Below are 15,237 nucleotides of genomic sequence, written 5' to 3' on the forward strand. Positions count from 1 at the left end.
CCATTCCAATAAAAAAACCCGCAAGCAAATACTTACGGGTTTTTGATCTAACTTGAATTAATCAAATTAGAATAAACGGTTCATACCATTCAGTGTCGCTACACGATATGCTTCCGCCATGGTTGGGTAGTTAAACGTGGTTTCCACAAAATATTTGATGGTATTGTTCGGACTGTTCATCACCGCTTGACCAATGTGGATAATTTCAGAAGCATTGTTACCAAAACAATGAACGCCTAAAACTTCTAATGTTTCACGATGGAACAGGATCTTCAATTCACCTACCGTATCACCGGTAATCTGGGCACGTGCCAGATGACGGAATGAAGCCTGGCCAACTTCATACGGAATTTTTTCTTCAGTCAACTGCTGTTCAGTCTTACCAATTGAAGAAATTTCTGGAATGGTATAAATACCTGTCGGGATATCCGTCACTGGTGCAACATCTTTTTCTCCACTCATGTTGGCACCCGCACAACGACCTTGGTCATAGGCAGCAGAAGCAAGAGATGGCCAGCCAATCACATCACCCGCAGCGTAGATATTTTCGACTTCGGTTTGATATTGATCATTTACAGTCAATTGACCACGGCTGTTCGGTTTCAGGCCAACGTTTTCCAGACCTAAACCATCAGTATTCCCTGAACGACCATTACACCAAAGGATAGCATCCGCTTTAATTTTCTTGCCACTTTGTGTATGTAGAACCACATAATCATCAGATGTTTCAAGGTAATCAATCTGCTCATTGTGACGGATCAACACGCCCTGCTCACGTAAGTGATAAGACAATGCATCAGAGATTTCATCATCCAGATAGCTAAGTAGCTTCGGTTGCGTATTGATCAGGTCAACTTTATGGCCCAGACCAATAAAGATCGATGCGTATTCACAGCCAATCACACCTGCACCGTAAATAATGATTTTTTGGATTGAATAATCCAGATCCAGAATTTTGTCTGAATCAAATACACGTGGGTGATTAAAGTCTAAAATTTCCGGACGATAAGGACGAGAACCTGTCGCAATCACTAATTGTTTAAACTGAATCGTTTCCTTTATGCCATCTGGAGTAAATACAAAAATGGTATTTTCATCCTGAACATAGGCACGGCCATGGAAGATATCAATTTTATTACGGTCATAAAAACGTGAATGTGTTTCAACCTGCTGTTGAATCACTTTATGCGCATTACGAAGCACTTGCTTCATGGTGAACTGTTTCCATTCACCGACTTTCTGGAACATTGGATCACGTTGATAACGGATGATGCTTGATACCGTTTGACGCAATGCTTTACTTGGAATCGTACCAACATGCGTACAGTTACCACCAAGTTGTTCACGCATATCAACGATTGCAACGCGCTTACCCGATTTGGCAAGTTTCATTGCCGCGCCTTCGCCCGCAGGGCCTGAACCTAGAACTACCGCATCGTACTTAACGAAAGTCCCACTAACGACCTCTTTCTTACGTGGCATTCAACGCTCCTTTATAAATTAAATTCATCTGCAATATCTGTTTGCCATATTATGACGTAAATCATGTCATTTTGGTGTATTTAACTGACATATATTGTGTGATGAGAACATTTTTTAAATGAATAGTCCTTTTTGCCCCATTTGTAGCTAAGTCCGTTATAATAAAAGCGCTATCTTTGATTATCTCCTCCCTTCAAAAACAGTGGAAAAGTTAAATATGTCTGAAAACCGTAAACCTGAACAGGGTGTCAAACTTCGCGGCGCGGAAAAGGTCGCCCGTATTCCTGTAAAAGTTGTACCTACGGTTGAAACACCACGGAAGCCGGACTGGATTCGCGTCAAAATGGCCGCACCTGAAGAAGTACAACGGATTAAAACTACACTTCGTCAGCAAAAATTACATACCGTATGTGAAGAAGCCGCCTGTCCTAACCTGCCTGAATGTTTTGGTGGGGGTACAGCAACCTTTATGATTATGGGTGATATTTGTACCCGTCGCTGTCCGTTCTGTGATGTAGCACATGGCCGTCCAAATGCACTAGATCCAGATGAACCGCGCCATATGGCAGAAACAATTGCTAACTTAGGTTTGAAATATGCGGTGATCACTTCGGTAGACCGTGATGATTTACTGGATGGCGGTGCACAGCATTTTGTTGATTGTATTAAAGAAGCACGTGAACTGAGTCCAAAGACTTTATTAGAAATCCTGGTTCCTGACTTCCGCGGTCGTATGGATATTGCGCTACGTATCATGACTGAATGTCCACCAGACGTGTTTAACCACAATATTGAAACTGTGCCACGTTTGTATAAAGCGATGCGTCCGGGTTCTGATTATCAGCACTCTTTAAACCTGCTGAAAATGTTTAAAGAATACTGCCCGGATATTCCAACCAAATGTGGTTTGATGGTCGGCATTGGTGAAACTGAAGAAGAGGTTATTGCACTGCTGGATGACCTGAAAGCACATGAGGTCGATTATGTGACGATTGGTCAGTACTTGCAGCCTTCTAAACAGCATGCGCCAATTGACCGCTTTGTAACACCAGAAGAATTCGAGCGCTACGCAGAACATGGCCGTAAGCTTGGCTTTAAGAATATCTGGTCGGCTCCAATGGTACGTTCAAGCTACTTTGCCGATCGTCAATACTACGGCGAACCGGTTCCAGCAGTACGTCATAAAGTTGATCCGGCAAAAAAAATCACTGTTCAGACGATTGAAGCTTAAAAATTGCTTCAACCCAAGCCCTCTTAAATAGAGGGCTTTTTTATAGCTTATGAATTCAAATTTAAGTTAATCTTTAATAATTTTTTTCTTGTCCTTATTCATTAAGTTATTACTTATCTTCACATTTCTTTGCGTGTTCTCACTTGAATACTGCTCACTTTTCAAACAATCTCAAAAATAGTTAAAACACTTTAATATGTCGTTGAAATATTTAATAACGATAGTTCTCACAAGAACAGCTGTGAACTTGCCTGGCTCTTAAGTGATGCAAAAATATCGCTCAAGTGTTAATAAAACACATTATTAATACTGGCAGCGGCACAGTTGTATAACCCTGGAGAAATATAATAATGCTATTTATTTTTGCCGTGCTTCTTCTACTTACCAGTTTATGGGCGATTTTCTTTTTTCAACTCTCCCGTACCACTGGTGCAATTACCCTGATGATCATGTCAGTGGTTTGTGCCTTTATCAGCCCTTGGTCACTGATTCTGGGTATTCCTTTGATTCTGATCAATCTGGTCGTCATGATCGAACCTTTACGTATGTCTTTCATTTCCAGGCCAGCCTATAAAGCTTTAGCGGATGCCATGCCGAGCATTAGCCCGACAGAACGTGAAGCTTTGGATTCTGGTACTAGCTGGTGGGAAAAAGAGCTCTTTATGGGTGCGCCGAACTGGGAAACCTTTAATAGCTATCCCTATCCAAAACTTTCCGTTGAGGAACAGGCATTCTTGGATAACGAAGTCGAAACACTGTGTAGCATGCTGGATGAATGGGAAATTCATGAGAAGAAAATGCTGCCTGAACATATCTGGCAATACATTAAAGATAACGGTTTCTTGGGACTAATTATTCCTAAAGAATATGGCGGTCGTGCCTTCAGTTCCTTTGCTCAAAGCCGGGTGATGAGCAAGATTTCCTCACGCTCGCTCACTACAGCCGTAAGTTGCATGGTGCCGAACTCTCTCGGTCCGGGTGAGCTGTTGCTCCATTACGGTACCGAAGAGCAGAAAAACCGTTATCTGCCAGGGCTGGCACGCGGCGAAGAAATTCCCTGTTTCGGTCTGACCAGTCCAGAGGCAGGTTCAGATGCCGGCGCCATTCCAGATACCGGCGTGGTCTGCTATGGCCAGTTTGAAGGTCAGGAAGTCTTAGGTTTGAGAATGAATTTTTCCAAGCGCTGGATTACGCTAGCTCCAATTGCGACAGTAGTAGGCCTGGCCTTTAAAATGTATGATCCGGATCATCTATTGGGTGATAAAACTGACTATGGGATTACCTGTGCCCTGTTACCTGCCGATCACCAAGGCGTCATCGTTGGTCCACGGCACCATCCTGGCTCACCGTTTATGAATGGTACCGTTGAAGGTAAAGATGTCTTTATTCCACTGGACTGGATTATTGGGGGCGTCAAAAATGCCGGTAAGGGCTGGCGCATGCTGATGGAATGTCTGGCGGTTGGTCGTGGTATTTCTCTGCCAGCTTTATCTACCTCTAGTGCCGAGATGACTTATTTGAATGTCAGTGCATTTTCACGGATTCGCCAGCAATTTAAAATTTCAGTGGGTAAATTTGAAGGGGTGCAGGAAGCCAATAGTGAAATCGCCAGTGATGCCTATATGCTGGAAGCTTTTCGCTATTTAGTGACCTGTGGTCTAAATCAAGGCGGCAAACCGGCAGTGATGACCGCGATTGCCAAGTACTATGCCACTGAGACCATGCGTAAAATTGTTAACCATGGTATGGATGTTGTCGGTGGTCGTGCCATTCAGATGGGACCTCGTAACTTCCTGGCTCTCAACTATCAGGCTATTCCAGTATCGATTACAGTTGAAGGCGCCAATATTCTGAGCCGTTCATTAATGATCTTTGGCCAAGGTTCGATGCGTTGCCATCCTTATCTGTATGAAGAATTACAGCTTCTGCAAGCTGAAGACCCGAAAGCCGCACTGACTCCATTCGATACTATGTTGTTTAAGCATCTGGGTTATACCTTTAACCGGACTGCCCGCTCTTTTGCCTATGCTTTTAGCGGTGGTTCAAGTGCTGCGCCACAAAGTGCAGTTGATTTTACCCGTCCTTATTACAAGATTATTAACCGGCTCAGTGCCAACTTTGCCCTGACTGCAGATATGTGTCTGGGTTTACTTGCCGGTGATATTAAACGCAAGGAAATGCTTTCTGGCCGTCTGGCTGATATTCATGCTCATCTGTTTATTGCGACGGCAATCCTGAAATTCTTTGAACATAGCAAAAAAACCGAAGCTGAGCGTCTGCATGCACAATTGGCAATTGAGAAATCTTTATATACCGCTCAAGAGGCGTTTTATGACCTGTTTGCAAACTTCCCGGTGGGTGTTGCTGCTGGCATGGTCAAACTTATCTGTTTCCCATTTGGCCGACCTGTCGCGAAGCCATCTGACCGACTTAAACAGGAAGTCGCAAATGTCATGATGGAAGATAACGCTTTCCGTAAAGTACTGAAAAAGCATGTTTTCTATAGCACAGCGGAAGATGATGTAAATGGTCGTATGGAATCAACCTTCACCATGTTATTGGAGATTGAGCAGCTTTGGGATCGCTTTAAGAAAGCTGAAAACAGAGGTCAATTTAAAGGACTCAGTTTTGCTGATCATGTGGCTGATGCGCATGGACAAGGGTTTATTAATGAAGAAGAAGCGAATAAGTTACTGCACTATAATACACGTCGTTATGACAGCATGTTGACCGATGTCTTCGATCTGCATTTACAGGAAGTATTGGAGCTGGAAAATCCTCATATTTCGAAAGCAGATGCAACAGGTACTGATACTTCAGTTCAAAGTGCACCTTCACATTCAACCAGCCCTTAGATAGATCTCTTATCTCCATCGGATCTTGCTTTCCAAAGTGAAGTTATTTCTTGACCTCACTTTGAATATCTCAAGTGGCTATTCAGCCACTTTTTTACGACTATTGCACGATGGTATTTAAGATATAAAACGTTAAGCTAGACCCATAATAAAATTGAGGGTCAATGATGTCACAACAAGATTATGAAAATGGCTTGAAAGTCCGTAGTGAAGTGATGGGTGAAAGCTTTGTGCAGCGTGCTCAGGAAAATACCGTTCCATTTACCCAGCCTCTACAGGACTGGATTAATGAACATGCATGGGGTTCGACTTGGCAACGTGAAGGTGTATTATCGCGTAAATACCGTTCTTTAATTACCATTGCCTTCCTAACTGCGCAAAGAAGTCCCGCTGAACTAAAAGGCCATGTGCGAGGTGCGCTGAATAATGGCGCAACGGTTGAGGAAATTCAGGAAGTGTTGCTGCATAGTCTGCCTTACTGCGGCGCACCGGCAACTCAGGAAGCCTTTCGTGCTGCACTTGAAGTGATTCAGGAATATGAAGAAAATCAACAGAATTAAGAGATGAATGCAGATTGGTAAAGGATTAAAGTGATAGATAGTTTTAAAATTGCTTAGGCTATTTTGAATAATTGAAATAAAATCCGGGAATTTTTAAATTCCCGGATTTTAATATTTTAGATAAAGAAATCTATTGCGATGAACTTAATTGAAAATTAATTATCTCTTTTAATAGCAGGTTTTAATAAAAACTTTATCCCCTTAATTCAATTTGCGTACGTTGTTCCAACCCTTGTACCGCAGCAGAAAAATCTAGCTGGCTGGCCTGCGGCTTGGTAATCTGCTGAAACTGCTGCTGAACTAAAGACATCACCGATAAATCCAGTTGCTGTTGCTTTACAAGCTCTAAAGCAATACCGATATCCTTTTGTAGTAAATCCAGCGCAAAGGTTTTATGAAATTCACGGCTCAGTACACGCTGTGCCATGATATTTTCCGACATGCTGCTTTTACCACTGGAATGATTAATACAGTTCAACGCACTGCTTAAATCCACTCCCTGCCCTTTCAGTACAGTCAAGCCTTCAGCCAGTGCCCATAAATGCGTCGCCATCAAAGTATTATTAACAGCTTTCACTGCAAAACCAGAACCGCTTTCTCCCACATATTCAATCAAGCCAGCAAAAGCAGCAATGATCGGTTTAGCTTGTTCAAAGGCAGCTTCATTTCCTCCCACCATCACGGTTAAAGTCCCTTTTTCTGCCCCAACAGTCTGACCGGATACCGGAGCATCCAGGTAATAGCTTCCCTGTTGCTCCAATCGTTTTGCCAGTTTTTGTGCCGATGCTGGCACACCGCTGGTACAGTCAATCCAGATTGCACCTTGTTTGGGTGGATAGGCTGCAATTAATGCTTCCACATCCTGACTGGTCGGCAAACAGGAAAAGATAAAATCTGCCTGAACCGCCTGCTTAATACTCACTGCTTGAGTTGCAAAAGTTTCAGCATGCGTTACAGCTTTCTGTTCAGTCCGGTTCCAGACCCAAACCTGATGTCCGAGTTTTGGCAAATGGGAGGCCATATGCCAGCCCATTGCCCCGAGTCCTAAAAATGCAATTGTATGACTCAAAAAATGCTCCTCATATTAAGCGACTGGCTTAGCCTCGACCTCAGTTACGGTTTCAGCTGGTTCAGAGGCTGGCAATTCTTTATCTTCACCACGGTTCAGGAACAGATTTAATAGAATTGCGGCTAAGGTTGCGGTACCAATACCACCCAGATCAAAACCACCAATTTGCAAGCTATAATTCCCTGTACCCATGATCAGACACACGGCACCAATGATCAGTGTACTGTTCTTTGTGAAATCAACACGGTTATCCACCCAGATTTTCGCACCAGCCACCGTAATCAGGCCAAATACAACAATCGATGCACCACCCAACAAGGCCACTGGAATGGTACTGATCACTGCGCCAAATTTAGGCGAAAGTCCGAGTAAAATGGCGAAGATACCTGCAAAGACAAATACAGTGGTTGCATAAACTTTAGTGACCGCCATCACACCAATATTTTCGGCATACGTGGTCATCCCTGTACCACCGACAGAAGCTGACAATGAAGTACACACCCCATCAGCAAAGAAACCACGGCCCATATACGGTGACAGGTTTTTACCGGTCATCGCAGAGACTGCCTTAAAGTGCCCCAGATTTTCTGCAACCAGGATAATTGCTACTGGTGCAATCATCAGCATGGCATTCATTTCAAATACTGGACTCTGGAAATTCGGCAAACCAAACCATGCTGCTTCACTGACCTTGGTAAAATCAATCGCAGGTCCGAAGCCCATCACATTGGTGCAAAGGAAGTAAATCAGGTAGGAAGATAATAAGCCCAATAACAATAATAGACGGCGTACCATTCCTCGGGTAAACACAGCAATCACACTGATACAGATAATGGTGATTAATGCCATCCACGAATCAAACTGGTTCGCTGAAACACTCTTAATTGCGACTGGTGCCAGATTCAAGCCGATAATCATCACGATCACGCCAGTCACTACAGGTGGCATCAGTTTTTCAATCCAGTTGGTGCCAGTTTTCATCACCAGCAGACCAATCAAGGCATAAACAATACCGCAAGCAATCGTACCACCAAGCGCCAGTCCGATATTAGGATTCGCTCCAACTCCGGAATACCCCGTCACTGCGACGACCGCACCAATAAAGGCAAAGCTGGATCCCAGATAACTTGGCAATCGACCGCCCGTGATCAGGAAAAATAAAATGGTCCCAATCCCGGTAATAAAAATCGTGAGATTGGGATCAAACCCCATTAATAAGGGTGCCAGCACGGTTGCGCCAAACATGGCAAACACATGCTGTAACCCGAGAATAATACTTTTTCCAGCAGGCAGATATTCATCTGTTTGCACGGGTGTGGTATCGAGATTGCCTTGGTAAGGCTTAAATTTTGGAAACCACGTTTCTTTTTCTTGCATCGGCTTCCCCTCCTTGATTAGGATTGAATTGAATTAGCACATTTTGTGTGGCTCACAGTAAGAACGGTTGAAGTACATCAGCGCATTGCCTTGACTCTGACACATGGCTTTCACCTCACAGAACAGCACGTCATGACTGCCTACGGATAAACATTGGACCACCTCGCAGTCAAAACTGACTAAAGCATCCTCAAGTACAGGTGACTGGGTCACCAAGGTTTTCCAGTTCCCCTGGCTGAAACGCTCTGCCATTGGCGTTTTTCCACCAAACAGATTGGAGAGATGTTGTTGATGTGATGCCAAGGTATTCACACACAATACCTGATTCTTTTTAAAGGTTTCATAAACTGAAGCAGAACGGTTCAGACACACCAGCAACGTTGGTGGTGTATCCGTCACGCTGCATACGGCCGAAGCGGTAAATCCAGCCATTCCTGCATCGCCTTGCGTGGTAATGACATTCACCGCAGCACCTAGATTAGACATGCCCTGACGGAAAATCCGCTGATCGACCTGGGTAAAGATGTCACCCGATGCGTTAGTCGCCAAAACCTTATTTAATGCTTTATTTTCTGCAACTGTCTCTGTGATGATTTTAGATAGTTTGGCATTCATGCTGTTCTCCCTACCCCAAGTCGATGTTCAGTTTCAGACCTGGGGCATCTAGTAATGAGATTGAATCAGGTGGATCGGCTTATACATGGGCAATCGAAGCAATTTCGACTAGCGCATCAGGTTTGACCAAACCTGTCTGTACGCAATACCGTGCCGGCTTATCTCCCGGGAAATACTCAGCATAAACTGTATTAATCGCAGCATAATCTGCCCAGTCTTTGACAAAGACATGGTTAAACGTTACGTCATCCATGCTGCCACCAGCTTCTGCAATCACACGCTTGATAGTTTCCAGAATATGACGGGTCTGTGCTGCGGCATCACCGACATGCACCACATTATTATTTTCATCAAAAGCTAATGTACCGGATACATACACAATATTGTCTGCCTTGGTTGCCGGTACATAAGGTGCTAATGGTTTCGATGTTCCTGCTGGAATAATGATTTCTTTAGGCATACTATTTTTTCCTTAATTCTGATCTTTAATTCTTTATGCGCTTACGGTTAATTTAGTTTCTTTTAGTGACTCACTTTCTTTTTGAAAGGTTTCAACAAAATTTGCAGTATCTGACACCCAGCCAAAGAAGGTCTTGATGTTATACAGACTGGCTTCATGCGCTTCGACTGGACCTGCCTGATGGCAGGCATCGGCAAGTGCTACACCGAAATACTCCAAGAAGAAGCCATCACGTAGCGTCGATTCCACACAAACGTTGGTGGCAATCCCGACAAAGACCAGATTGCGAATACCTCGGACACGCAACATGCTGTCCAGCGCGGTATTAAAGAAACCGCTATAACGTGGCTTTTCAATTACCAGGTCTTGTGGCAGTGGCTTTAACTCATCAATCAGCTCAAAATCCCAACCGCCTTTTGCTAACAATTGCCCTTGTAATTCAGGACGTTTACGCATGGTTTTTAAGGCATTCGATTTATGGAAGTTTGGAGAGTCGGCACCACCCGCTTCCTTATATTCCGCATCCCAGCCATTTTTGAAATAAATCACCTGAATACCAGCTGCATGCGCTGCATCAACTGCCTTTTTAATATTTTCAACCACTGGCTTGGTCTTTGAGACATCAAAGCCCGCCAGATCCAGATAGCCGCCTTGCGAGGTATAAGCATTCTGCATATCAATGACGATCAAAGCTGTTTGTTCTGGTGCAAGACAAATCGCTTCGGGTTCAGCTTTAAGGGTTTTTCCTGTACCGAGTTTTTCAGTAAAACCGGCTGTTACGACTGATTCACTCATGCACTTTTCTCCAAAACTGGTGCTTCACCTTCAATGACAATATGCTCACGGCATTTCATCAGTGGCTGGATTTTTTGACCAAAATCTTCAACCCCTTGAATAAAATCATCAAAAGTCAGTAACACACCTTCAGTACCTTTGATCTCGCCAATTTCATCCAACATTCGTGCCACATTTTCATAAGAACCCACCAACGTACCCATATTAATATTCACTGGAGATACGCTAGAAGCCATTTGACGGATATTGGTATCTGTCCCGGAAGTGGTATCTTTACCGCCCTGATTCATGAGCCAGTTAATCGCTTCCATGTCGGCACCATCGTTATAGTGCTGCCATTTGGCTTGCGCTTCTTCATCGGTTTCTGCAGCAATCACCATAAATAGCACATAAGTCTGTACATCACGGCCAGTCGCATCTGTTTTTTCTTTTAGGCGGTCATTAATTTCTGCATAAGCTGTTGGGGTATTTAGTCCTTTGCCAAATACGAAGTTATAGTCGGCATATTGTGCAGAAAACTCTAAACCTGCATCCGACTGGCCTGCGCAGATAATTTTCATATCCGTTTGTGGACGCGGGCTCACACGACAGTCTTCCATCTGGAAATGTTCACCTTTAAAGTCTGATTTACCAGTCGCCCAAAGTTCACGCAGAATCTGTACATACTCAGACAGATATTCATAGCGTTTACCAAAATAGTCATTACCTGGCCACATACCCATTTGGGTATATTCAGGTGGTTGCCAGCCGGTCACGACATTCAGACCAAAACGACCATTTGAAATCGAATCAATGGTTGATGCCATGCGCGCGACAATTGCAGGTGGCATTACCAGAGTTGCGGCAGTTGCGAAAATTTTAATTTTACTGGTCACAGCAGCAAGACCTGCCATCAGGGTGAACGTTTCCAGGTTATGTTCCCAGAATTCAGTCTTGCCACCAAAGCCACGCAGCTTGATCATAGAAAGTGCGAAATCGAAACCATAGTGCTCGGCGCGTTGTACGATTTGTTTATTTAACTCAAAAGTCGGCATGTACTGCGGTGCATTTTCAGAGAGTAACCAGCCATTATTTCCGATTGGACAGAAGACACCTATTTTCATTTTCACACCTCATTATTTTTAACACTTATTCAAAATTCTGATTCCACTTCGGGAATTTTATTTACAAGATAAACATTGCAAAGCGTGTGCCAACTATATTTAATTAATATTTATCAAATACTTAATATTTTATTTTTTGAATTTTTAGTAAAATAACTATTTTTACCTATGAGTCAATTTTGCACATACTGTTTCATTCAAGTGCACTCGTAGCAATTTGTGCATTTGCAGTTCATGCATCAATTCGAAGTAAAAACCATGCTGATGCTACAAAAATAATTGATTAGAAAAAATAAAAAACCAGACACGAGGTCTGGCTTTAAAAAAATCTTCAAACTAAGGGGAAATCAGGAATGAAAGGATCAGTTGATTCACCTGATCTGTCTCGGTCACAGTAGATGCATGTGCACCTGTATCAAGCAAACTGAGGTGACTATGCGGCAGGCATTGCTGTAACTGTTGTGATCGCTGATAAGGCACCAGAAAATCATCTTGGTTAGCAAGCAAATGCACAGGAATATCCTTGAGTGCCTGACGATGTTCTGCGTTCAGTTTAAAAGCCTGCACGGCTTGTAGGCGTGCCAGAACATTTTGGATCGGTGGAAAGTCAAGGAGCTGCTTATTTTCTGCTTCGGTTAACTGATCAATATGGGTTGAAATCCACTGCGGCGGATAAAGAAATAAAGCCTGTGCTCTCACATATGCCTCTGCCCCGCTATTGAGCAATAACGAAGTCCGGGCTTCGAAACACTTCTGAGTATGAGCATCCAGCTCTCCCCAAGCATTTAACATGGTCAGACTGAGTAGCTTAAACTTTCTTTCAGCCTGATAGGTCGCTAGTTGCATGCCGATATGTCCGCCCAATGCATGCCCGATGAAATGAAACTCTCGAATGCCATCATTGATCAATAAATCCAGAATCTGGCCGGCCATATGGTCGATCGAATAAGACGTGGGCAATAGTTCAGAATCCGCATGACAACCTTCCTGATCATAGGTCACCACATGAAAATTTTGCTGTAAGGCTTTAATTTGAGGATTCCAGAAGCTGGCATGTCCGCCCAAGCCGGAGGAAAGCACTACATAAGGCGCATGTGCCTGTGCCGCAGAGTGAATAAACAAAGACATAAAACTCTCATATTTGAACTATGAGATGAATGCAGCAAAATATATGCCTGAATAGAACTATTTTTGAACAATTGATAAAATTATAACCAGTAGACATTAAAGCGATAATAAAATTCCTGCACCTCAAAACGCACGTTATAGCCCAGTTCAGTCAATTCTGCCGAAAGACCACGGATCTCTTCTAAAGGCAAATGTTTTGGAAATACTGTCAATACAGCAGTATTGCCTTGTCGGGCATTCTCCTCAATTAATTGAGCCAAACGGGGCTTATACATTTCAATATTCAAGTTGGCTACATTCGATAAAACTTTGGCCTGGTCCGCAGTCATAAAACTCATTGTTTTTACTCTTTTTTGATTTTATTCAATGAAATTAAATGATTTAAATCACATAAAATATTCGTGTTTTGTAAACCAAAAATAAAAATTGGTCATAAAAAAATCCCTCACCAGGAGAGATTTTTTAAGCGATTTAAATTTTATTCTGGTAAAGGAATATATTGCGATGATGTATTTTGCTGCTGTTTACGTTCACCCACCACAACCTCCAGATCCTGTTTTTTACCTTCACGTTCCACTTCAATCCTAATTTTACTACCTGGAGCTTGCAGAGCTACGTAGTTAATCAGATGTGAGGCTGAAGTAATCTGTTCGTCATTGACCATGATGATCTTATCACCGCGCTGAATACCTGCTTGGGCGGAAGGACCATTTGGCAATACTTCTGCCACAGTCACGCCCTGTTCGGATGGTTTCATTACATCATTTCGTTGTGGAGGCAACAAGCTAATACCTAACCAGCCACGCACTACACGGCCATCTTTCAAAATGGCATTCATGATCTGCTGACAGACTTTGGCTGGAATTGCAAAACCAATGCCTAATGAACCGCCAGACTGAGAGAAAATTGCCGTATTCACCCCAATCAGATTCCCTGAGACATCAATCAGGGCACCACCTGAGTTTCCTGGATTAATTGCTGCATCCGTCTGGATAAAGTCTTCATAGGTATTGATACCCAGATCAGAACGACCCGTCGCAGAAATAATCCCCTGCGTCACGGTTTGACCCACACCGAACGGATTACCAATCGCCAGAACGACATCACCGACTTCATTACCACTCAGTTTAAATGGCAATACCGGTAATTTATCCAGCTCAATCTTGATCACTGCCAGGTCAGTATCCGGGTCAGTCCCAATCACTTCTGCTTCAGCACGGCGGCCATCATTTAAGGCGACAATGATCTGGTCAGCCTGTGCAATCACATGATTATTCGTCAGAATATAACCATCTGCACGCACAATTACGCCTGAACCCAGGCTGTTTTCATTTGGCCCCTGAGAGAACTGTTCTGGTAACTGATCACCGAAAAACTCACGGAACACAGGATCATTCAGTAAAGGATTATCCTGTCTCTTTACTTTTTGTGTGGTAAAGATATTCACTACAGCCGGTGCAGCCACTTTCACCGCAGCGCTGTAAGAAACCACCCCACCAGCACGTGAAGTATCCAGTAATGGTTCAACTTTTTCAGCAGGCATTTTGACGCCATCTGGCGCAACAGGTGCTTTTGGCTTTTGCAACTGTTGCCAACCTAGAAAGACGATGATCACTAAGATCAGCAACACCCAAGGTAACCATGTAAAGGTCCGACGCACGTTATTATCCTCTGACAATATTTTTAATTTATTGATGACTAAGCAATTTGTGCTCTATTGTAAAGCTAAACACAAAACTAAACATAAAAAAAGCAAAAGAGATTTGTGCAGCTTTAGTTACAATTCAAAATATGTTTTGATGATGACAATTGAAAGGTTTAGAGAGAAATTTATGGCCAGATTGCAGGACATTATTCAATGGTGCGACCAAACGCTGATTGCACATGAATTCAAGGACTATGCCCCAAATGGTTTACAAATTGAAGGTAAGGCTGAGGTCAATAAAATTCTGTGTGCTGTGACTGCTTCTCAAGGAGCCATTGAAGCCGTAATTGCTCAGGGTGCGGATCTCCTACTGGTACATCATGGCTATTTCTGGAAGGGTGAATCCTACCCGATTACTGGCATGCGTGGTAAACGGATTAAGACACTAATTCAACATGATATTTCACTGGTTGGCTATCACCTGCCTTTAGACAGTCATCCTACTTTGGGAAATAATGCGGCAATTGCCGACCTGCTGGAACTGGAAAATCTGGAACAATTAGATCCAAATGAACGTCGTCCAATAGGCAATATTGGCTATTTAAAACAGGCCATGACACCAGAGCAATTTAAGGCTTATGTTTCTGAAAAATTGGGCTTTGATGCAATCCATTTACCAGCAGACAAAACTGAAATTCGTAAAGTTGGTTTCTGTACTGGAGGTGCGCAGGATTATATTCAAAGAGCTGCAGCACAGAACTGTGATGCCTATATTTCTGGTGAAGTGTCTGAACGGACCTTCTATGAAGCTCAGGAACTGGATGTGCATTATTATGCCTGTGGTCACCATGCAACCGAGAAATATGGTGTTCAACGCCTTGCAAAAGCTATTTCCCAGCAGTTCAATATTGAGTATA

The 15,237-nt window shown here is 43.2% G+C and carries 14 protein-coding genes; 4 read left to right on the forward strand and 10 right to left on the reverse strand.

The features are described 5' to 3' along the window. Positions 1-66: 66 nt before the first annotated feature. A complete protein-coding gene (gene sthA / locus B4033_RS02705) occupies positions 67-1,482 on the reverse strand; it encodes a Si-specific NAD(P)(+) transhydrogenase (RefSeq protein WP_004810544.1) in 1,416 nt (471 codons plus the stop codon). 217 nt (positions 1,483-1,699) lie between these two features. Here sthA and lipA point away from each other — a divergent pair, with 217 nt between their 5' ends. From lipA to B4033_RS02720, 3 genes are all read left to right on the forward strand, one after another. Continuing rightward, positions 1,700-2,713: a lipoyl synthase gene (gene lipA / locus B4033_RS02710; protein ID WP_286831908.1), complete on the forward strand. Its 1,014-nt coding sequence runs from the start codon at positions 1,700-1,702 to the stop codon at positions 2,711-2,713. 350 nt (positions 2,714-3,063) lie between these two features. After that, positions 3,064-5,568: an acyl-CoA dehydrogenase gene (locus B4033_RS02715; RefSeq protein ID WP_286831910.1), complete on the forward strand. Its 2,505-nt coding sequence runs from the start codon at positions 3,064-3,066 to the stop codon at positions 5,566-5,568. Positions 5,569-5,735: 167 nt separating this feature from the next. Continuing rightward, positions 5,736-6,128, forward strand: a complete 393-nt coding sequence (locus B4033_RS02720) for a carboxymuconolactone decarboxylase family protein (protein ID WP_004810550.1) — start codon at positions 5,736-5,738, stop codon at positions 6,126-6,128. A 193-nt stretch (positions 6,129-6,321) separates the two neighbouring features. On the opposite strand, the gene B4033_RS02725 is transcribed toward B4033_RS02720, so the two are convergent. The 9 genes from B4033_RS02725 to B4033_RS02765 all read right to left on the reverse strand — a co-directional run bounded on the left by B4033_RS02725 (position 6,322) and on the right by B4033_RS02765 (position 14,335). After that, complete coding sequence (locus B4033_RS02725) at positions 6,322-7,161, reverse strand: NAD(P)-dependent oxidoreductase (protein ID WP_376745279.1); 840 nt, start codon at positions 7,159-7,161, stop codon at positions 6,322-6,324. Positions 7,162-7,212: 51 nt separating this feature from the next. Beyond that, complete coding sequence (rutG, locus tag B4033_RS02730; RefSeq protein WP_286831914.1) at positions 7,213-8,574, reverse strand: pyrimidine utilization transport protein G; 1,362 nt, start codon at positions 8,572-8,574, stop codon at positions 7,213-7,215. A gap of 33 nt (positions 8,575-8,607) precedes the next feature. Beyond that, positions 8,608-9,123: an NADH-dependent FMN reductase RutF gene (gene rutF / locus B4033_RS02735; RefSeq protein WP_376745280.1), complete on the reverse strand. Its 516-nt coding sequence runs from the start codon at positions 9,121-9,123 to the stop codon at positions 8,608-8,610. 145 nt (positions 9,124-9,268) lie between these two features. After that, positions 9,269-9,649 carry a pyrimidine utilization protein C gene (gene rutC / locus B4033_RS02740; RefSeq protein WP_286831918.1) on the reverse strand — a complete coding sequence of 127 codons (381 nt, stop codon included), beginning with the start codon at positions 9,647-9,649 and terminating at the stop codon, positions 9,269-9,271. A 33-nt stretch (positions 9,650-9,682) separates the two neighbouring features. Beyond that, on the reverse strand, positions 9,683-10,444 hold the full coding sequence (rutB, locus tag B4033_RS02745; RefSeq protein WP_286831920.1) for a pyrimidine utilization protein B: 762 nt from the start codon (positions 10,442-10,444) through the stop codon (positions 9,683-9,685). Beyond that, positions 10,441-11,547, reverse strand: coding sequence for a pyrimidine utilization protein A (gene rutA / locus B4033_RS02750; protein WP_286831922.1), 1,107 nt, complete (start codon positions 11,545-11,547; stop codon positions 10,441-10,443). The genes rutB and rutA overlap by 4 nt, the downstream gene beginning before the upstream one ends. 336 nt (positions 11,548-11,883) lie before the next feature. Then, positions 11,884-12,675 (reverse strand): pyrimidine utilization protein D, encoded by a 792-nt coding sequence (gene rutD / locus B4033_RS02755; protein ID WP_286831924.1) that lies wholly within the window; start codon positions 12,673-12,675, stop codon positions 11,884-11,886. Between the two features lie 80 nt (positions 12,676-12,755). Further along, positions 12,756-13,013: a hypothetical protein gene (locus B4033_RS02760; RefSeq protein ID WP_286831926.1), complete on the reverse strand. Its 258-nt coding sequence runs from the start codon at positions 13,011-13,013 to the stop codon at positions 12,756-12,758. A 140-nt stretch (positions 13,014-13,153) separates the two neighbouring features. Beyond that, on the reverse strand, positions 13,154-14,335 hold the full coding sequence (locus B4033_RS02765; RefSeq protein WP_004810569.1) for a trypsin-like peptidase domain-containing protein: 1,182 nt from the start codon (positions 14,333-14,335) through the stop codon (positions 13,154-13,156). A 172-nt stretch (positions 14,336-14,507) separates the two neighbouring features. Here B4033_RS02765 and B4033_RS02770 point away from each other — a divergent pair. Next, positions 14,508-15,237, forward strand: a 730-nt coding sequence (locus tag B4033_RS02770) for a Nif3-like dinuclear metal center hexameric protein (RefSeq protein ID WP_286831929.1), incomplete at its 3' end; no start/stop codon positions are given.

Origin of the sequence: Acinetobacter sp. UBA3132 (assembly GCF_002364825.1) — a bacterium.
Taxonomy (GTDB): Bacteria; Pseudomonadota; Gammaproteobacteria; order Pseudomonadales; family Moraxellaceae; genus Acinetobacter; species Acinetobacter schindleri.